13 protein-coding genes are annotated in these 20,202 nt (G+C 35.5%); 11 read left to right on the forward strand and 2 right to left on the reverse strand.

The genetic code is table 11. The features are described 5' to 3' along the window. Position 1 precedes the first annotated feature (1 nt). Together BST91_RS03570 and BST91_RS03575 are read left to right on the forward strand one after the other, a co-directional pair. Positions 2 to 1,468, forward strand: a complete 1,467-nt coding sequence (locus tag BST91_RS03570) for a hypothetical protein (RefSeq protein WP_157546881.1) — start codon at positions 2 to 4, stop codon at positions 1,466 to 1,468. A gap of 461 nt (positions 1,469 to 1,929) precedes the next feature. Continuing rightward, positions 1,930 to 3,228 (forward strand): NAD(P)/FAD-dependent oxidoreductase, encoded by a 1,299-nt coding sequence (locus BST91_RS03575; RefSeq protein ID WP_085774480.1) that lies wholly within the window; start codon positions 1,930 to 1,932, stop codon positions 3,226 to 3,228. Here the strand turns inward: BST91_RS03575 and BST91_RS03580 are convergent. Continuing rightward, positions 3,225 to 4,328 carry an outer membrane beta-barrel protein gene (locus BST91_RS03580; protein WP_085774481.1) on the reverse strand — a complete coding sequence of 368 codons (1,104 nt, stop codon included), beginning with the start codon at positions 4,326 to 4,328 and terminating at the stop codon, positions 3,225 to 3,227. The two genes, BST91_RS03575 and BST91_RS03580, sit on opposite strands and share 4 nt — an antisense overlap. A 105-nt stretch (positions 4,329 to 4,433) precedes the next feature. On the opposite strand from BST91_RS03580, the gene BST91_RS03585 reads away from it, so the two are divergent. Both BST91_RS03585 and BST91_RS03590 read left to right on the forward strand, forming a co-directional pair. Continuing rightward, positions 4,434 to 5,684 (forward strand): TrkH family potassium uptake protein, encoded by a 1,251-nt coding sequence (locus tag BST91_RS03585; RefSeq protein WP_317043058.1) that lies wholly within the window; start codon positions 4,434 to 4,436, stop codon positions 5,682 to 5,684. Positions 5,685 to 5,955: 271 nt separating this feature from the next. Beyond that, entirely contained in the window at positions 5,956 to 6,651 is a 696-nt protein-coding gene (locus BST91_RS03590; RefSeq protein WP_085774482.1) for a hypothetical protein, read from the forward strand. Positions 6,652 to 6,661: 10 nt separating this feature from the next. On the opposite strand, the gene BST91_RS03595 is transcribed toward BST91_RS03590, so the two are convergent. Beyond that, a complete protein-coding gene (locus tag BST91_RS03595) occupies positions 6,662 to 7,942 on the reverse strand; it encodes a M20 metallopeptidase family protein (protein ID WP_169709755.1) in 1,281 nt (426 codons plus the stop codon). A 303-nt stretch (positions 7,943 to 8,245) separates the two neighbouring features. Here BST91_RS03595 and BST91_RS03600 point away from each other — a divergent pair, with 303 nt between their 5' ends. The 7 genes from BST91_RS03600 to BST91_RS03630 all read left to right on the forward strand — a co-directional run bounded on the left by BST91_RS03600 (position 8,246) and on the right by BST91_RS03630 (position 20,199). Then, a complete protein-coding gene (locus tag BST91_RS03600; RefSeq protein ID WP_085774484.1) occupies positions 8,246 to 10,351 on the forward strand; it encodes a type I restriction-modification system subunit M in 2,106 nt (701 codons plus the stop codon). Next, positions 10,348 to 10,578 (forward strand): restriction endonuclease subunit S domain-containing protein, encoded by a 231-nt coding sequence (locus tag BST91_RS03605; RefSeq protein WP_085774485.1) that lies wholly within the window; start codon positions 10,348 to 10,350, stop codon positions 10,576 to 10,578. Before BST91_RS03600 ends, BST91_RS03605 begins: the two co-directional genes overlap by 4 nt. After that, the gene (locus tag BST91_RS03610) at positions 10,563 to 11,666 is read left to right on the forward strand and encodes a restriction endonuclease subunit S (protein WP_085774486.1); all 1,104 of its coding nucleotides are present in this window, start codon (positions 10,563 to 10,565) and stop codon (positions 11,664 to 11,666) included. Before BST91_RS03605 ends, BST91_RS03610 begins: the two co-directional genes overlap by 16 nt. Before the next feature lie 25 nt (positions 11,667 to 11,691). Then, on the forward strand, positions 11,692 to 15,678 hold the full coding sequence (locus BST91_RS03615) for an ATP-dependent DNA helicase (RefSeq protein ID WP_085774487.1): 3,987 nt from the start codon (positions 11,692 to 11,694) through the stop codon (positions 15,676 to 15,678). A 1-nt stretch (position 15,679) separates the two neighbouring features. Next, the gene (locus BST91_RS03620; RefSeq protein WP_085774488.1) at positions 15,680 to 17,497 is read left to right on the forward strand and encodes a type I restriction endonuclease subunit R; all 1,818 of its coding nucleotides are present in this window, start codon (positions 15,680 to 15,682) and stop codon (positions 17,495 to 17,497) included. Positions 17,498 to 17,526: 29 nt separating this feature from the next. Then, positions 17,527 to 18,981, forward strand: coding sequence for a type I restriction enzyme subunit R domain-containing protein (locus tag BST91_RS03625; RefSeq protein WP_085774489.1), 1,455 nt, complete (start codon positions 17,527 to 17,529; stop codon positions 18,979 to 18,981). A gap of 75 nt (positions 18,982 to 19,056) precedes the next feature. Next, complete coding sequence (locus BST91_RS03630; RefSeq protein WP_085774490.1) at positions 19,057 to 20,199, forward strand: DUF4198 domain-containing protein; 1,143 nt, start codon at positions 19,057 to 19,059, stop codon at positions 20,197 to 20,199. Positions 20,200 to 20,202 lie beyond the last annotated feature (3 nt).

The following is a 20,202-nucleotide window of genomic DNA, read 5'->3' on the forward strand; positions in this document are numbered from 1 at the left end:
CATGAAATACACAACATACATTCTGCTAGGACTGCTACTCATGTTGATGGGTTGTAGTGAAGATACTATCGAGATTAATGGTAAAGGAATTATTAAAGGTAGGGTAGTAGAGGATATCACTTTTTTACCTCTTGAAAATGTAAAAATATCAACTAATCCACAAACCAATGTCGTATTTACCGACGTAGATGGGAATTTTGAAATAGAGGTTGAAGAAGGACAATATGCTGTACAAGCCCAAAAGGATAATTTCTTAGCATCATTTGAAAGCGCCGATGTCTTTACGGGAGAAACCGTAGAACTTGTTTATGAACTTAAACCTTCAACAGCAAACAATCAACCACCAGCTACACCGTCATTGGTTGCTCCAGTGGATAATGCCGTTGATCAACCCTTTGAACTTACCCTAGAATGGAGTTCCGTCGATCCTGATGAGGACGAATTAAAATTTACAGTTTTACTTAGAAACAGCAGGGATAATACGGTAGAAACTTTTGAAGATATTACCGAGGAAACACTAGATGTGCAAGTGGCTTTTAATACTACCTATTTTTGGCAAGTAATTGCAAATGATGAAATTAATACACCTGTAAACAGTCCGGTATTTACTTTTTCAACTGCAGACTTTCCATTAAACAGATTCCATTTTGTAAGAAAATCAGGTTCTAACAATCAAATTTTTAGTGCCGATGGCGATGGAGTAGAAATAGCGCTTACTGATGCCACCACTAATTCTTGGAGACCACGAATCAATCGTACCGCAAATAAGATAGCTTTTTTACGAAATGTGGGTGCTCAAATCCACGTATTTACCATGGATCCAGACGGCAATAACCAGCAACAAATAACAAGTCAAATACCAGTTTCAGGATTTAATCCTGATGAAATAGACATCACTTGGTCAGATGATGGTTCCTTGATTTATTATCCTGTACAAGATCGATTGTACAGCATTCAATTAGATGGAACAGGATTAACACAAGTACATCAAACGACGGGTAATCTAATTACCGAAGTTGATTTTAACAACGGTATTCTAGCGGTAAAGACTAATAATTTATCCGGCTATAACTGCGAGATTTATACTATTGATACTGTAGGTAATGTGCTCGATGTGGTTTTAACTGGAGTGACTGGAGCTGTAGGTGGTATTGATCTAAGTGCCGATAATTCTCAAATTTTATACACGCGTGACGCTAGTGGATTTGAAAACCAGCAGTATCGCAGGCTAGATGTTAATGCTTACGTCTACAATTTCAATACCATGAATGAGGTTAATGTGAGCTTTAATAAGGATCCAGGGACCAATGATTTGGACGTTCGTTTTTCACCGACTGAGGCTTCCATAATTGTGTATAATCAAGACAACGATGGTATCACACCAGGTAAAGTACAAACACTTGCCATATTAGTACCTGATACACGTGAAGATGAATTTACAAATGCAATGATGCCAGACTGGAAATAACATTATCTCAAAAATGGGAATAGCTGTCGTTTATCCTGTACATTGTGCGTAACAATGTCGTTTAAACTGTCCCTGAGCAAGATAGTTTATAGGATATCTGAATAGGATACTTACGCAACTTCACTATTTTTAAACGGCTATTCCCTAGGGATAATATATAAAAAAAATAATGCCTGAGAAGAGTATAGGGAAACTCTTCATCAGGCATCTTTCATTCTAAATATCTATAAACCGTTATGTTTTAGACGATACAAATATACAGATGAAAGGTTTATTTATTAGATTAATTACATAATATTTAGCATTTGTTCAGTAAATAGTGTATTTCATCGATGCAATTTGTAATTCGAATTTAAAAAATGTGTTAAGGTTAAATTATTCAGTGATTTTTAATTTTCAATCAACCTTAATTACATGTTAATGTCATCATTTATAATTTCGGCTGCGAGTATCTTTATGCTATGAATGCATTTAATATTCCTCAAAGCAATCACCCTAGAGTCATTATAGTAGGTGGTGGTTTTGGTGGTGTTACGCTTTCGCGAAAGCTAACAAAGCTCCAACTTCAGGTGGTACTTATAGATCAAAATAATTACCACACCTTTCAACCCTTATTGTATCAGGTCGCAACTAGCGGTTTAGAACCTGATAGTATTGCATTCCCATTACGAGGAATTACGGACAATCAGGAGAATTTCTTTTTTAGAATGGCACAGGTTACTCAGGTTGTTCCCGAAAAAAATGAAATTGAAACTAATATCGGAAAATTACAATTTGATTACTTGATTCTTGCCACAGGTACCAAGACCAATTATTTCAATAATCAACAAATAGAAAATTCTAGTATGGGAATGAAAAGCGTGGTTGAATCGCTTAACATACGTAGTACCATGCTCAAAAATTTTGAAAAGGCAACTATTAGAGCTAGTGAAAAGGAGCGTAAAAAATTAATGCGTATTGTAATATCTGGCGCTGGACCTACTGGAGTAGAGCTTGCTGGTGCTTTTGCCGAATTTAAAAAAGGAGTAGTTCCCAAGGATTATCCCGATATTAATCCTGAAAACATGGAAATACACCTCATCGATGGGTCAGATAGGGTATTGTCTAGTATGAGCGAGGCGTCTAGTAAGAAATCTTTAAAATATCTTGAAAAATTAGGTGTCAATATTCATTTGAATACCTTGGTTAAGAATTATGAAGATGATGTCATCTCTACAAATACAGATCTTAATCTAGAAGCATCCACGTTTATCTGGAGTGCTGGTGTTATTGGAAATCACATTCCTGGTATTAAAGAAGATTCCTTTCATGAGAAAACACAACGTTATCGAGTAGATGAATATAACCGTATCATGGGTTACGAATCTATTTATGCTGTTGGTGATATCGCATTAATGGAAACTGATGACTATCCGAAAGGTCATCCACAAGTTGCTCAGCCAGCTATACAACAAGGGAAAAATCTTGCCAAAAACTTTAAAAGGCTACTAAGGGAAAAACCTCTTAAACCTTTTTCGTACTTTGATAAAGGAAGCATGGCAACCATAGGGCGTAATAAAGCAGTTGCCGATGTAGGATCTTTTACGATAGGTGGTTTTGCTGCCTGGTTCACATGGTTGGCAGTTCACCTTTATTTTTTGGTAGGTGTTAGAAATCGAGTGGTGGTATTTCTTAATTGGATTTATAACTATTTCAACTTTGATCGTGCTGCACGTCTTATCCTACAACCAGAGCGATCCAAAGCGGCTCCTAAGAATTAAAACAACCAGCTGCGGTCCCAAACTATTCCTAGATTGATAATAAATTCATACCTACTGGTTGAGGTGTTTTGTTCAAATATTTGAGCATCGTTGGTGCTAGCCAATCTACGTGCTTCAAATCTTAAAAACGAATAGTTGGTAGGCTTGTACTCGGTCGATAGCGTTATTCCATAAACCGATAATCCTTCATCCACTGTTAGTTGAGAAGGAACGATTCCCGATATGAATCCGTTTTGATCTTTAAATAATTCTATTCGGCTTGTATAACTCCATTTGTTATTTTGTTGAAATTTTGCAGTAAGTAAAGCATTGTACATCCAGGCGGTTTTTCCCGTTTCTAATTCACTATTGGTTTGAGAACCTATATCAAATCCCGCTGTCAACCACCATCTTTCAGAAAATTGAGTGTTTAAATAGGCGTTGTGGTAGGTTCTATATCGAGAAACAGGATCATCAAGGGTAGCTTCTTGTCCAAAAATATTGGTATAAGTGATGCTTGTACGGTCATTAAAGGCATAGGTAAGTAATGCTCCAACGCTGAGCTCGTCATTCTCGTCAACAAATTGGTTATACCCATTCAAAACCCATAATTCGGCATACCAATTTTCATTGAATTGATTTGAAAGTTTAGCTCCTGCTTGATAAAAGGGTTCATTAAACGTAGCTACAGCTGTAGAAGCCGTCCAATTGTTTTTTGGTAGAAAACTTTCTGTTCCTATATGGGTAGTAAAAAAACCTGCATCCAGCCATAGTGTTTTGAACAACCTTAAGCCAACTGTTGCAGTTTGTACTTCATTAAAGTCATCGGACCAGGTTGCTTTTGCGATATCACCATAATGCAGGGTAAGGCTAGCTCGTACGTCCTTTGATTCATACTGAGCACCTAATTGCGCTATATTTAAGCCTATTTGATTATTCCTGTTGGAAGTGGTCGTAAAGGATCTAAAACCATCATGGCTACCGTTTGGGACATTGGCATAGTAGGTATCCAAGTAAAAGTCTACAGTAAGTTTCTTTTCAGTGGTTTCTTCTTGGCTTCTACCGGTAAAGATTCCAGTAAAAACACAAAAAAGAACGAATAGTGTATTCGATAAATTCATAATACAAAAGTCAACAGCCTTGGACTTATAATTTTGGTAAATAGGAAGAATTTAACTTAAAGTTACTGCATATAATAGGAAATTTGCCAAGTATTAAAATCCATCATGGGCCACTTTTTTAAAACCTTAAATCAGAAATATCAAAGATTTAAGTTAGGACTAAGTCCGCAGCGCAATTTATTTTACGGTTTTTTCACGTACATTATCACAGGTTGTTTGTTATTATGTTTGCCTTGGTTTCAAAAACAGGACGTATCTTTTTTGGATAATCTATTTATAGCCACCAGTGCGGTTTCTACTACAGGTCTGGTTACTGTAAGTGTATTTGACTCTTATAACTTTTTCGGTCAATTTGTGGTAATGTCCTTATTCCAATTAGGTGGTATAGGTTATTTGACATTCACTACTTTTATGTTACTCTCAACGACGAGAAAAATAACACACTGGCATAAAAGATTACTTAGCTGTGAGTTTACATTACCGACTACGATACGCATCAAGGATTTCTTAAAATCGGTAATTTTATTCACCGTGATTATGGAATTGATAGGAGCAATCTTGTTTTTTATTGCCTTTTATCATGATGGGATGCCATTTTGGGAAGCAGTTTGGAACGCTATATTCCACAGTATAAGTGCTTTTTGTACAGCAGGATTTAGTTTGTTCAATAGTGGTTTTACCGAATACGTTGACGACGGATTTATAAACTTCATTATTTCGTTTTTAGCGATCGCTGGATCATTAGGATTTATTGTGGTAACCGATTTAGTATTATACCTAAAAGACAAGACTCACAAACTGAGCTTTACTACCAAAATCATTTTTATAGGTTTTGCTTTCCTATTAAGTACAGGATTTATGTTTATGTATTTTTTAGAACCTAGTGTTACTGCTTTAATGGGATCTGAACGTATTTATGCGGCTTTCTTTCAAACCATGTCTGCCATGACTACAGTAGGATTCAACACAGTTGACTACGGTATATTTTCTCTTCCTATTGTTTTGGTCACTATCTTCTTGATGTATGTAGGAGCATCTCCATCAGGAACTGCTGGTGGAATGAAAATTACCACACTTACGGCTGTTTTTGCTATTATGAAAAGCAGACTACAAGGAGCGAGAGAAATAACCTTTTTGGGACGTAAAATACCTTTTGAACGATTGTATATAGCTACCTCTTCCTTTATATTTTATACATCACTCATCTTTCTATTTACCTTATTGCTATCTTTTACAGAAGATTTCTCTTTTGAAAAAATACTGTTTGAGGTAAGCTCTGCATTGGGAACTGTCGGACTTAGTATGGGAATTACTGGTGATTTAACAGCTTGGGAAAAGCTATCCTTATTGTATTAATGTTTATCGGTAGACTAGGAGTACTCACTTTTGGATTGGCGATTTGGTCCAAACAAAAGCATCAAAAACAGGTCGTAGTTTTAGAGGATGATTTGGCAGTGTAAGTAGTTACTTTCAAATCTGTTCGACAACTGGTTGACAATCCTCTATAAACTGTAAATCAGTGTATTAGGTATTGATTTTTAACAATGTTTTAAGACTTCTTCTGTGGCGGTAATGGCTGTGATAATTATTCTTGCAGCCTTATTTCATTCTACTATCTCATTCTATTATGTACCGTTTACTATTAATCACTTGTTTTTTTATAAGTTCCATTTCTTTAGCTCAGGTAGGAATTAACACCAATTCTCCCAGTCCTTCAACTTACCTAGATATTCAAGGAACTGATGCCGGTGTGCTATTACCCAGAGTAGCCTTAACAGGTACCGGTGATACAACCACCATCTCGCACGGAAATGTTGAAGGATTAATAGTCTACAATACCGCTACGGTTAGTGATGTAACACCAGGTTTTTATTACTGGAATGGTACTGCTTGGTTAAGGTTCCAAACTTCGGCACCGGTACAAACTGGAGTGATGATGCGTAATTTTACCGCAACGGGAATAGGCGGCACAGGTACCGTTTTCAATTTTCCTAACCAGCTTTTTAATACTATTACAGGTGCTAGCTTTAATGGAAGTCAAATAACCTTACCTACTGGATTGTACATTATAGAATCTGATTTGCGATTAAACTCCAACAATACTATTGATTGGAATGTACGATTAAACGGCACGCAGGTTACTACAGGAGCATCTGGATCTGCAAATCCAGCTGGATTCAATACCAATGCCAGTGCGATCAAGCAAATAAGCATTGTTCATATTACCGCTGCGACTGGTGAAATTGATTTTATAGTAACTAATGGTTCGGGTGCTACGATCTTAAACGGTCAAACTCACGTTCTCATTAAAAAGATAGGCTAGTAGTCTAGTATCAATTTATGTTCTCATAATTGGCGCGAGCAGCTAGTAAGGTGCTGAAATAACGCACGCCATATTCAATAACCGATTCGTCAACTTGAAAAATGGGTGTATGTGGCATGGCAATAATGTTTTGTTCAAAATTAGAAGCACCCATAAAAAAATAAGTTCCTGGAATTTCTTCTTGAAACAAGGCAAAATCATCGCTACGTCCACCAGGAAAACTTCCAGAAAGCTCTGTGAGTGCATTCTCATAATGATTAGACAGGAATTGCATGGCCTCTTTAGTGGTTTCGGGATGGTTTTTAATCACGTAAGAAACGGGTTCAATGCGGTGGTACTCATATACATCTTGCAAAGCTTTATGCTTAAATAAAGAATCCATCTTTTGACGACCTTGTTCCAGTTCTTCAGCGTTACTAAAACTCATGTAGGCACTCAAAGTGGTGCTATCTTGTAGTTTTTGCACTTTCACCGGACTTTCTAAATAGGTATAATTCTTATAAATACTAGAACTACCTACGATACCAATAGTAGCATCTTCAAAAGAACTATCAGTACCAAAACGTTCATCAGTCACATTTTGTAATTGCTTAAAGTAGGAAGTAGCCGCATTAATTTTGCTAGTATCTTGGGTATGTAAACCCAAAACAATTTTCTTGTAATGGGCATAAATCTCATTGGGTTTAACGGCCACTGTACCTACATGAAACGGAGTCATATGCAAGGCATAGAACTCATCAGGTTGAATTACTTCTAGCAAGCCATCTTCTAGCATGGCCTTTGCTCCAGTAATCGTTTCTTCGGCAGGTTGAAAAACGAAATAATACGTTCCAACTAATTGCTCTTTGTGCAAGCTCAAATTTTTAGCAATTCCCAAAGCAATGGTAGTATGCACATCGTGGCCACAAATATGTCTTAAACCTGGATTTTTAGACGCAAAAGCTACTGGATCATCTTCAAACTCGGTAGCAAGTGCGTCAATGTCGGCGCGCCAGGCTATTTTCTTACCAGGCTTGCCCGTATCTAAAATACCAACCACGCCATAACCACCTATATTCTCATGAACTTCTAGTTGTAACTCCTTGAGGTAATCAGCCACAAGAGTTGCGGTTCGCTTTTCATTACCAGCTAGTTCAGGATATTGATGTAGATCTCTACGTATCTCTACCAGTTCACTGTACATTTCTTGTGAAGCGGTAGCCATATCCTCAAACAACAATTCTGTATCGTTTTCAGTCGGTTTGCAAGACAACAGCACGCTTATTGTCAATAAGGTTAGTACGTATTTCATGGTCTGGTATTTCAGGTAGTTGCTCAAAGGTAGTAAAATCGCTGGCACTTTTTTATCCAACATCACATCACATGTCAACCAACGGGCACATTAAATTCACTAAAAACCAAACACTACACATTAGTTAAAAAACTAGTTTTTTTCTATCTTCACAGTCCCCTAAATCGCTGCATTTTCTTACTCAAAAGAAAATGAGTGGTTTAGGGTGTTTTTATGTTTAAATTACGCTTTCGCGAAAGCGTAATAAAAAAACTTAGATCATAATTAAAAGTATACTACTCCATAAGAAACTATCATATTTAAATGACCCACGAACAATTAAAACAACTAGAAGATAAACTATGGGAATCTGCCAATGCGCTACGAGCACATGGTGGTTTAAAAGCATCAGATTATGCAGTGCCTGTATTAGGCTTAATCTTCCTAAAATTTGCCGAGAATAAATACAGCCAACACGAAGCTAAAATTCTAGAAACCTATCAAGAAGAAAAAGGGACTAGAATGGAACGCACCATGCAAGAAATTGCGTTGGCAACTTGCGGTTTTTATCTTCCAGATAATGCCAGGTATGATTATCTATTAAAGCTAAAAGGCAACAAACGCGCAGAAGCTCTAAAAGACGCTATGAAAGGCATTGAAAAATATCAAGATGATAAATTTCAAGATGTACTGCCTACCGAAGCCTATTTTGATATCGAAAAAAAGAAGGACGATATTTTACCAAGTCTTTTAAAAACCTTTTCAGACATACCAAAAGATGCGTCTGGTGATATTTTTGGGAAGATTTACGAGTACTTCTTAGGTAAGTTTGCCATGAGCGAAGGACAGAAAGGTGGTGAGTTCTTTACACCTACGTCTGTGGTACGTTTTATTGTAGAAGTCATAGAACCTTACAAAGGTAAAGTCTATGATCCAGCATGTGGTTCTGGTGGTATGTTTGTACAGTCTGCCGATTTTATTGCTCACGAAGGTCACGACCTTAACGATATCTATGTTTATGGACAGGAATACATGGGCGAAACCGTGCGTTTGGCAAAAATGAACTTGTTGGTACATAATTTACGTGGCGAAATTACCGAAGCCAACTCTTACGATAGTGATCCTTATGATGGCTATGGAAAGTTCGATTTTGTAATGGCTAATCCACCGTTTAACGTAAAATCAGTTAAGGAAAGTACCGTAAAAAACGATAAACGTTTTAATGAGTTTGGTTTACCTAAAACTAAAGGAAAAAGCGACAAAATATCGGACGCTAATTATTTATGGATTTCTTTATTTGCAACCTCATTAAATGAAAACGGTCGTGCAGGTTTTGTAATGCCTAACTCGGCAAGTGATGCAAGAAGTTCTGAATACGATATACGTAAAAATATAGTAGACTCTGATATTGTAGACTGTATGGTAAGCATGCCTACCAATATGTTTTTAACGGTGACCTTGCCAGCTACGCTTTGGTTTTTTGATAAACAAAAAGTGCATACAGACCGTAAAGACAAGATTCTGTTTTTAGATGCACGTAATGTATTTAACCAAATAGACAGAGCACATAGAGAATGGACTGCAGAACAGCAACAAAACCTTGCGGCTATTGTGCGATTATATCGTGGCGAAACCGAGCGTTACCTAGAGTTAATTGCTAGTTATATTGATAAGGCTTTTACAGCACAAGAAGCAATTGCACCTAGCTTTACAACCGTACAAGAGTTATGGAATACCACTTTATCTAATTTAAACGCTTACGCGAAAGCGACCAAAAACCATAAACGCACACCTGCAAAAACCAAAGCACTTAAAGAGACCGATTTCTTTAATAAGCTAGAAGAATTACAATGGTCTGTTTACAAAGCGGAAGCCAAAGCAGAACAACCTGTTACTATACCTCAAGAGAACGAGTCGCAAAAGAAAATAGCTACAGACTTAGAGATTGCTGTTAACACTAATACAGAACGTTTAACTATTTTAAAGACCGATGTAAATACGCTCACAGAATTACTAAAATTAGCAGACAAACACTTAAAGCTAAAAAGCGATAAAATATGGAGTAACCATAACCTTATAAAAGCCGATAAAACTCTAGAAGAAGCCTTACAGGTATACCAAGAAACAACTGAGCAGTTTGCCTATTGGCACAATAATATACATTGGTTACAAAGCCGTTTCCCAGAAGCTAAATATGAAGATGTAATAGGTTTATGTAAAATGGCGGATAAAACGGAGTATGTAGAAGAACAAGACTATTCTTTAAATGCAGGGCGATATGTTGGTGTGGAATTAGAAATGGATGATTTAAATGAAAAAGAATATTATCAAAAGTTAGAAACATCCAAAAGCATGTTGAAAAAACTTTCTGATTTATCAAAAAACCTTGAAAATAAGATCACTGAAAACATTGAGAATTTAATTTTATGATTACTGAAATAATAGAAGTTAAAATTTCAGATTTGGGTGATATTGTAACTGGAAATACACCACCAACTTCTGATAGAAGTTTATACGATGGAAGGTATCCTTTAATAATGCCGACAGATATAATTGAAGGCGATAAAGTAATTCACTATACAGCAGAAACTGTATCTGAAAAAGGTTTTAAAAATATAAAAAAGCTCTCATTCCTTCAAACATGCCTTGCGTTGTAACAATTGGTTCAATAGGTAAAAAATTGTGCTTAACTAAAGTACCATCCTTTACTAATCAGGCTATAAATGCGATTATTGTAAATACTGAAAAATATGACCCTGACTTTGTATTTTATTTAATGAAATATAACTTACCTCAGGTTAAAAATTTATCAAGTGGAACAGCTTCAGGTAGAGAAAACGTTAGTAAAACATCATTCGGTAGGATTAAAGTTAAATTACCTAAACACCTACCAACCCAAAAAAAAATAGCATCCGTTTTATCAGCTTATGATGATTTAATAGAAAACAACAACCAGCGCATACAGTTGCTAGAAGACATGGCACAAGAAATCTATAAAGAATGGTTTGTGCGTTTTCGTTTTCCAAATTATCAAAACACCACCTTTGCGGACAAAGATGGTAACCCAGTACCACATGGTACTAAAGGTGCTATTCCTGAAGGTTGGAAAAAACAAAGTTTAGGAAATAGGTATGATATTTCTTTGGGCGGAACACCTTCAAGAGAAAATGAACAATATTGGAATGGTAATATTGCGTGGATTAATTCAGGAAAAGTTAATGAAACTAGAGTGTTTGAGCCTTCTGAATATATTTCTGAGATAGGTTTAAGTAAATCAGCAACTAAACTACTTCCAAAGAAAACAACTTTATTGGCAATTACTGGAGCAACACTTGGTCAAGTAAGCTTTCTAGAGATTGAGTCATGTACAAATCAGTCTATTGTAGGAATAAAAGACGTTTACTCAAAAGAAGATGAATTTATTTTTTTAACTATGAAGAATAAAATAAAAGAATTGATGAATTATGCTGGTGGAGGAGCACAACAGCATATAAATAAGGCTATTGTAGAAGATTATGAAATTCTAATTCCGAATGATTCTGTTTTAAAAAGGTTCAGAGAAATGATAAAACCCAAATTTGATTTATTAGCTAATTTATTATTTCAAAACCAAGTCCTACAAGACACCAGAGATTTGTTGTTACCACGTTTAATAAGTGGTAAACTTTCAGTAGACAACATAACCTTACCAGAAAACGAATTACAAATAGCTGCGGAGGCAGAATCACCAACTTATACAGTTTAGCAAAACCAACTAACCACTAACCAATATGGCCAATTACGACTTAAACGACCCATATGATTTAGACATTATGCGTGCAGATTTTGATGCTTATTCTGCAGAAGAATGGGATGATTATATCGAGCTAGCAAAGTCAAAAAAAATAGGCTTTAAAAATGTAGGTGCTTTAATAGATGCTAAAAAGAAAGCAGGTCTTTCTAAGTATTTTAATGACCGCATGATTAAATGGGTTTTAAATCTTGTTGAGCAATTGGATGAAGCTTCAGAAGATGATGAAAAAGATGAAAAGGCTACAGAATTATTACACGATACAACCTACAAAATCCCTTTAAAGCATATTACACTTCGTGTCGCTTGGCACGATAATAAATGGAATGGTACCATTTGTAAAGACCCAGAAAATAATACCTATTGTAACGGTTTCCATTCCTTACTTTCAGAACGTATTAGAAAACGTAAAGATGAAAGTCTAACTGATGAGATAGCCAATAAAGGTAAGGCATTAAAGGATATAGATTATTTGCCACCATGTTTTTGGTCGTCAAATTTATTTGGTAATGACCCAATCCAAACAAAACACGATAATCCTGCTGCACCAGGATTAAAAACTATTGAAGAAGAATTGCCAACTAGGTCTATGTATAGCTGGCCATTCGCGGTGTCTTTTACGCGTACCCAACAAGAGCAACAAGAAAGTGGTGCATATCCCAAAAATTTGGAGGAAACACGTATTCCTAGATTCAACTCAAAAATATACGAAGGCAAAAGTATCGCCTTTATGTATGCCAAGTATTCTAACCCAATAACCGAAGAAGACCAGCAGTATCTTGTAGTTGGTGCCGGTATTGTTGACAGAAAGCAAAAGGCGACTGATATTCCACATTTTGGTCCAAAAGAAGAAATAGAACGAATTAAAGCCAGACCTCAAAAAAACTTTAAGTATCGCAACTTTCCTAGTATGAATTGGGCTATGCAATTCAGTTTCGAGGAATATTCTACAGTACGTATGCCGTATCATGAATATTTAGATGAGGCAGATAAACTAGATGATGAGGCGAAGGATGGCTTCTTGGATAAGATTAAAGTCGCAATTTCTGAACCTGAGCTGGAATGGTGCTTTAAATATGTAGCCATGGACATTGGTGATGATGAAACCATTTACGTGCTTACCAAAATGCGACAAGCACTTATAAGTTGTAAAGATGATGGTGTAGTACCAAGGCAAGCTATGCAAGATCGCATTGATAAAGTTGAAGAGCTTTTACAACATGCCTGGGGAAACAGAACATACTTTCCTGGATTTACGGCTGTTTCTCGTGTGCTATTAAGTAAAACGGATGAGCCTAATTTTCCATTGGAGCAGTTCTATGAAGACTTTAAGTTGGAAGATGACAAAGATGAGAAAGCGCTTAAAGCCATTCTTAAAAACCCAGTATCTCAACCTTGGTCCAAAAAATATAAAAACGATATCAATGAGTTAAGAGACCGTTTAGACCAGCGTAATTTTTCCTTAAAGGAATTTCTTAGCCTATCTATGCTCAATCTAAAACCTTTTCAGTTTGAGCGCTTATTGCAAGGGAAGTTAAAACTACCCGAAGGTTGGGTTCGAGATTTTGATGATGTAAAGCGGTCGCATAGCGTGAAGGATGTTATCAAGAACCCTTATTTGCTCTATGAAGATTATGACTATTTTCCAGATGCTCATGATAATGTTTATGGTGAAGAGCGCGATGCACCTATAGATCTATTTAAGATAGATATTGCTTACTTCCCAGATACACGTTTTGTTCCTAGAACAGAACTACAGCGTAAAATAAAGTTTGTAGATAAACGACGTATTCGTGCATTAGTTCTAAGGTATTTAAAGACTTTGGAAAATTCTGGTGACTGCTTTGCTACAGCTGAAGATTTACAAAAAGCCTTGGCCAATTATCCCTTGTATTATGAAATTGGTAAGGATTACGAGTTGCCTGAGCATTTATTCTATCCATTATCGAGTAAGTACGCTAATCATTTTCAAGAAGAACCTAGAAAGATGGTTTTGTTGGAAGAAAATGAAACCATGTATTATTACTTAAGTGAGGTCTATGAGGCAGAAAAATACATTGAGAAAAGTGTTTCAGAGTTAGTAAATGGTTCTAAAAATAATCTGCAATATCCAGATTTAGAGGATTATATTAATAACTCTGTTGCAAAACTTAACAAAACTATAGGTGAAGGATTCGAATCTGAATTGTTCAGAGAAGAACGGCAACAACTATACACCAACCTATTTACGGAACGTTTATTTGTGGTTGCTGGTAGTGCAGGTAGTGGAAAATCCTATGAGGTGTTAAACAGTATTCAACATCTGGTAGAAAATGAGGAAGAGGAATATATTTTATTAGCACCAACCGGTAAGGCTGCATTAAGATTGAGTTCTGACACAGATTTTAAGAATATTGAGGCATTTACGATAGATAAGTTTATTAATGATGTTAAAAATCGAAAGAAAAGTCAGCAACAAATAAGGGCCTATAAAAATGTAATCATTGATGAAACTTCAATGGTAGATTTACTCAAGTTTAAGAAACTCTTAGAAATATTCAATTTTGATGATCCGGCATTTAAACGATTAATACTAATTGGAGACCCAAACCAGTTACCAGCGATAGGCTATGGTCGAGTGTTAGCTGATATTATTTATTATTTAAGTACTAACGAGAAGTACCACAATAACTACATTCAACTAGAAAGTAATTGTAGGTCAGAATTAATTGAGAATGATGTATTACGATTAGCTGAGGCATTTAAGGTTAATGTAAAAGATGATATAGATCAAGACCTCAAACTGAAATTCGAAAATAAAGCAACTGAAATCTCAGAAGGCTTTAGAGCGCGCTATTGGTCAACCAAAGAAGATTTATATGCTGTTATAGCAGACGAGTTTAATCTATTAACACAGGATTTAAAAGGAAACTTAAATGAGCGACTTAATCAAGTTCTAGGCTTAAATGCCGATGGGAGTATTCGTAATAAGTCTATGGATATTGAGAATTTTCAAATATTAACGCCTTACAATTCGCAATATTCTGGAGCAAGTAGGATTAATGATTTCATCCAAACTGAGTTTAAAAAGGATTTGAAGTATGAGTTACGTAAAAATGTTTTTAAAGAATCTGACAAGTTAATTCGTACTAAAAATTATTACGACAAGAAGAAACTGGTGTTGTCTAACGGAACTCTTGGTTTCATTAAAGGTGATAGAGGCGAAAACTTATATTATCAGTCAGAAAAAGGATTAGATAAGATTTCATTTTACGACATTAGGTCTTCGGAGAGTGAGTACTTTGAATTAGCCTATGCTATTTCCATTCATAAATCACAGGGAAGTGGATTTAACCATTTGTTTTTGGTGCTTCCATCGAGATATGGATTATTATCAAAAGAGCTTATTTATACGGCTCTTACGCGAACTAAAAAATCGATAACCTTATTTATCCAGACAAATGAGGACGATAAAAAAGGTGTTCTAGATAAGGCATTAGAGCGGTCGTTTTCAGCATCAAGAAAAACGAGTTTATTATTAGATAAGCCTTATAGATTTTATGATTTGGAGCCAGAAGATGGCGTTTATGTAGAATCACGTATTGAACTATTGATATACCATCTTTTAATGAAAAAGCGCGATGAATTAGGATCTGAAAAGTTCAACTTTGATTATGAAGTTAAACCAATAATAAATGGTGAAGAGGTAAATATTAAAACCGATTTTACAGTTTACACTAATAATAAGAAGTGGTATTGGGAACACCTTGGTTTACTAAATCAGAAAAAATACACATGGACTTGGAAAGAGCTCAAAACCAAAACTTATAAAGAGGCTGGTATTTGGGATCAAATACTAACAACCGATGAGCGTAACGGAATCAGCCCTTCAAAAATTGAAGAAATTATTGATTTAATTGTTGATGATGAGGTAGGTACAGAGGATAAGTTCAATCAATATTCAAATCATCACTATTACCTAAGATAATATGGCATTTTTAAATGAATCACATGTAGAAGAAGCAGATATTCAATTTTTTGAACTGGTATTAGGGTACCAACACAAAAATGCTTGGGAAAAACAGCTTATGGGAAGAGACTCTCTAAAAGATGTTGTTCTTAAAGACGATTTGAAGATAGCTTTAAAAAGACTGAATCCAAACTTGCCCAATGCTTGTATTGAATATGCTGTGGAAGAGTTATGTAAAAGTAGGATCAGTATGACACCTGTTATGGCAAATAAGGAGGTTTATGAGCTTATAAAAAATGGTGTTGCAGTGACCTTTACAAATAGTGAAGGTAGAGAAGAAAATGGTTATGTAAAAGTGTTGGACTTTGAAAATAAAGACAACAATGATTTTTTAGTTGTTTCGCAGTTAAGCATTTTATATCAAAATATTGGAGATCATCATGATAAGCCAACACGTCGTCCAGATTTACTACTTTATATAAATGGACTACCCTTAGTAATGATTGAGCTTAAAAATGCCACAGAGAAAGTAAAAACAGGTTACGATAAAAATTTAAAAGATTACAAACGAGATATCCCACAATTATTCTGGTACAATTGTTTTGTGTGCATTTCTAATGGTATTCAAACACGAGTAGGTAGTTTTAATGCACCATGGGAACACTTTTTCTCATGGGTTAAATTAAAAGATACAGCTGTATCCAACAATCAAAAGTCAAGACTTGAAATAGAGCAAGAAAGTCAGTCAGATAAAAAAAGATTGAGTTTACAATTGTTTTCAGAAGGTTTATGTAAAAAAGAAAATCTGTTAGACTATTTTGAAAACTTTGTGCTCTTCCATAAAAATAAGGTCAAGATTGTTGCCAAAAACCACCAGTTTTTAGGTGTGAATAATGCCATAGAATCCTTAAAAGCTAAAGAAGGAAAACAAGGTAAATTGGGAGTGTTTTGGCATACACAAGGTTCTGGTAAATCATATTCCATGATATTTTTTACTAGAAAAATTGAACGTAAGGTGGAAGGGGATTGGTCGTTCTTAATTATCACAGATAGAACAGATTTAGACGACCAGATTTATAGAAATTTTCAGGAAACGGAAACCATCTTAGAAACCAAAGATCAAAAAGAAAACTTCTACAGACCAAGGAATAGAAATAAATTACGTGATTACCTTCAATCCAATCGTTCTCATGTATTTAGTTTAATCCACAAATTTGGTATCGAGAAAGGAAAGACTTATCCACAATTAACAGATAGAGATAATTGGATTGTAATTGTTGACGAAGCACATAGAACTCAATACAAAGGATACGGTGAAAATATGCGCATTGCACTTCCTAATGCGCAGTATATTGCTTTTACCGGAACTCCACTTCTAAGAAGTGAATTGACAAAAGATTGGTTTGGCTCTTATGTATCTGAATATAACTTTGCTCAGAGTATTGAAGATGGTGCAACAGTTCCACTTTTCTATAAAAAAAGCGTGCCAAGGGTAGAACAGGTAAATGAAGACTTAGTAGGAGATGCAGCACAAATCCTAGAAAATGAAAACCTATCTGAAGAAGACAAAAAGAAACTTGATAGAGAATACACCACCTTATTTCAAGTCGTAAAAAGAGAGGATAGGTTACAGGAAATAGCTAAGCATATCGTAAGACACTACCCGTATAGACTTAACGTCAAAAACGATAAAGGAGAACGCAAACCCATGAAAGCAATGGTGGTTTGTATAGATAAGTTTACTGCGGTTAGAATGTATGAGTTTGTTCAAAAGGCTCAAAAGGAAGAAATAAAAGAATTACGAAAAAAATTGCAAAAGAGCGAGATATTGAAATAAAGGAGCGATACAAAGAAGCAATCGCTTTCATGGAAGAGACTAGAATGTCTGCTGTAATAAGTCAAGAAGGCTCAGATAATGAAGAAAAAAAGGCTTTCGAGAAAGAAGGCTTAAACATTACACCACATCGAAAGTTAATGGATTATCCAGATGAAGATGGTCGTAACATTGAAGATTATTTTAAAGATCCGAATAGCCCATATAGACTAGTATTTGTAACAGCGATGTGGTTAACAGGCTTTGATGCACCAGCAGTATCTACGCTTTATTTAGATAAACCACTTCAAAATCATACATTGATGCAAGCCATAGCCAGGGCTAATAGAGTATTTGAAGGCAAGAAAAATGGTTTAATCGTTGATTATTTTGGTGTTTTTAGGAATCTTAGAAAGGCTTTAGCGGATTATGCGGAAGGAACTAAAGGAAAGAAAATGGTGGCTGAAGACGAAAAAGAGTTTCCTGTTAAAGAGTTTGATGAACTATTAGTGCTTTTAGAAGAAGCAATTATTGAAGCTAAACATTATTGCAAAGACTTAGGAGCTGATATAGATGCTATATTAAATTTTGGAGAAAAAGGTTTTAAGGAAATTGAGTTATTTAAGCAATATGCTGATAAAATTTTAGAAAAAGACGAATATAAAAAACAGTTAGCCTTATTCGTAAATACGATTGTTAGTTTATACGATTCAGCCAAACCAGAAATTTATAGCTATCCAATAATAAAAAAAGATAGAGATGTTTTAGAATACTTGAGAAAAGTTGTTGATAGGCAAACTGATAAAGATTTGGTGCTAGAGCGTGTAAAGAAAAAAATAGACAATCTTTTAGATACTAGTGTATTAGGCAAAGGAGACCTACAAGAACAATCCATTGAGTATATTATAAAAAACTCTACTCAAATAAATTTGAGTCAATTGGACTTTAACTTGTTAAGAGCAGAATTTCCCGATAAAGAATTTAAATATAGTCAATTTGCTGATCTAAGAGAATTAATGGAAATTAAGCTAAATCAAATGCTTGCAATTAATAAAACCAGAGGTTCATTCTTAGAACGGTTTGAAACATTGATAGATAATTATAATTCAGGAAGCTTATCAATTGAAGAGTATTATGAAGAATTGGTAAAACAAGCTGAAGATTTATCAGCAGAAGAAAAAAGAGCGGCTGAAAATGGAATGACTGAAGAGCAGCAAGAACTTTTTGATCTATTGAAAAAGGAAAAATTGTCGAAAAATGAAGAAAAAGAAGTAAAACTTGCAGCTGAAGATTTACTTAAAATACTTTATGATGCTAAAAACAAAATATTAATTCAAGAATGGCATAAAGAGAAAGCTACTCAGGAACTAGTACGTCAAGAGATAAAAAAAATCTTAAATAAAGATTTACCCCAGTCCTATGATAGAACTATATTCTCAGAAAAAACTGAAGTCATTTTTCAGCATTTTTATGATTTAGCCGAACAGGGACGTGGATTTGCAGCATAACCACCAACCTTAACAAAACTTAAAACCATTTTGGTAGGTGGCTCATATATATTTGAAACCAAATTAAAAATTACCATGCGCAAACCTTACTACTTGATTCTTGCGGTGCTGTTACTATGCAGTCACGACTTGTATCTTAAAATGGAAACTTATTTTTTATCTACCGGCGATACAGCGACCTTGCAGCTGTACAACGGGACTTTTGATAAAAGCGAAAACACCATAACTCGCGACCGCATGCTCGATGCGTCCTATACCGTTAACGGTACAAGAACCAGCATTACAGAAGATCAATGGACTGATATAGATACCACCATAACTCAGGTTTCATTTAAAGCAACACAACCTGGAACTTATGTAGCTGGTGTATCAACTAAGGCTCGCAATATAGAATTAAGTGCTGAAAAGTTTAACAGCTACCTAGAGCACGATGGTGTGCTAGACATGCTAGAAAAACGCAAAACAGAACAAAAACTAGATCAAGATGCTGTTGAAAGCTATCAAAAACACGTAAAAGCGATTTATCAAGTAGGTGATACACGTACGAAAGATTGGCAAACCGTTTTAGGTTATCCTATCGAATTTGTTCCTATGCAAAATCCTTACGACGCCTATTCTGGTGGTACTTTGGATGTGCAATTATTATTAGATGGTAGACCGCTCACCAATCAATTAGTGTATGCTAATTATGTACCATCGGGTCATTCTCACGACGAAACTGAACAAGAGCACGCGCACGATGGTAGTACGCACAGCCACAATCATGAAAAAGAGCACAGCCACGATCATGATAAAGCGGCACAAGATCACGAGAATGAGCACACGCACGACGGTAGTACGCACAGTCATAAACATGAAAAAGAGCATAGCCACGATCAAAAAGCTCAACAGGAATCACACACACATACCAGCGGTCAACAACTAAGAACCGATGATATGGGAATGATAAAGGTAGACTTACCAAAAGACGGTATTTACTACCTGCGTACCATTCACATGAACGAAGTACAGGATAACGATTCACTTACTCATCAGTCTAAATGGGCAACACTTACCTTTGAAGTTACCCATGAACACGGTGCAGCCACGCACACACACGATCACGATCACGAGCATCATGATGAGGACGGCATTCCTACCTGGATTTTTATTTTGGGTAGTATTCTAGTTATAGGTCTTTTATTTTTCCTGTTCAAAAACAAGAATAACAATGCCTAAATC

It is taken from the genome of Nonlabens tegetincola, assembly GCF_002117085.1.
GTDB lineage: Bacteria > Bacteroidota > Bacteroidia > Flavobacteriales > Flavobacteriaceae > Nonlabens > Nonlabens tegetincola.

Coding starts and splice junctions, on each gene's coding strand:
- BST91_RS03605 (WP_085774485.1), top strand. CDS start 10,348: ATGATTACTGAAATAATAGAAGTTAAAATTTCAGATTTGGGTGATATT.
- BST91_RS03610 (WP_085774486.1), top strand. CDS start 10,563: ATGCCTTGCGTTGTAACAATTGGTTCAATAGGTAAAAAATTGTGCTTA.
- BST91_RS03595 (WP_169709755.1), bottom strand. CDS start 7,942: ATGAAATACGTACTAACCTTATTGACAATAAGCGTGCTGTTGTCTTGC.
- BST91_RS03600 (WP_085774484.1), top strand. CDS start 8,246: ATGACCCACGAACAATTAAAACAACTAGAAGATAAACTATGGGAATCT.
- BST91_RS03590 (WP_085774482.1), top strand. CDS start 5,956: ATGTACCGTTTACTATTAATCACTTGTTTTTTTATAAGTTCCATTTCT.
- BST91_RS03570 (WP_157546881.1), top strand. CDS start 2: ATGAAATACACAACATACATTCTGCTAGGACTGCTACTCATGTTGATG.
- BST91_RS03615 (WP_085774487.1), top strand. CDS start 11,692: ATGGCCAATTACGACTTAAACGACCCATATGATTTAGACATTATGCGT.
- BST91_RS03625 (WP_085774489.1), top strand. CDS start 17,527: ATGGAAGAGACTAGAATGTCTGCTGTAATAAGTCAAGAAGGCTCAGAT.
- BST91_RS03630 (WP_085774490.1), top strand. CDS start 19,057: ATGCGCAAACCTTACTACTTGATTCTTGCGGTGCTGTTACTATGCAGT.
- BST91_RS03585 (WP_317043058.1), top strand. CDS start 4,434: ATGGGCCACTTTTTTAAAACCTTAAATCAGAAATATCAAAGATTTAAG.
- BST91_RS03575 (WP_085774480.1), top strand. CDS start 1,930: ATGAATGCATTTAATATTCCTCAAAGCAATCACCCTAGAGTCATTATA.
- BST91_RS03620 (WP_085774488.1), top strand. CDS start 15,680: ATGGCATTTTTAAATGAATCACATGTAGAAGAAGCAGATATTCAATTT.
- BST91_RS03580 (WP_085774481.1), bottom strand. CDS start 4,328: ATGAATTTATCGAATACACTATTCGTTCTTTTTTGTGTTTTTACTGGA.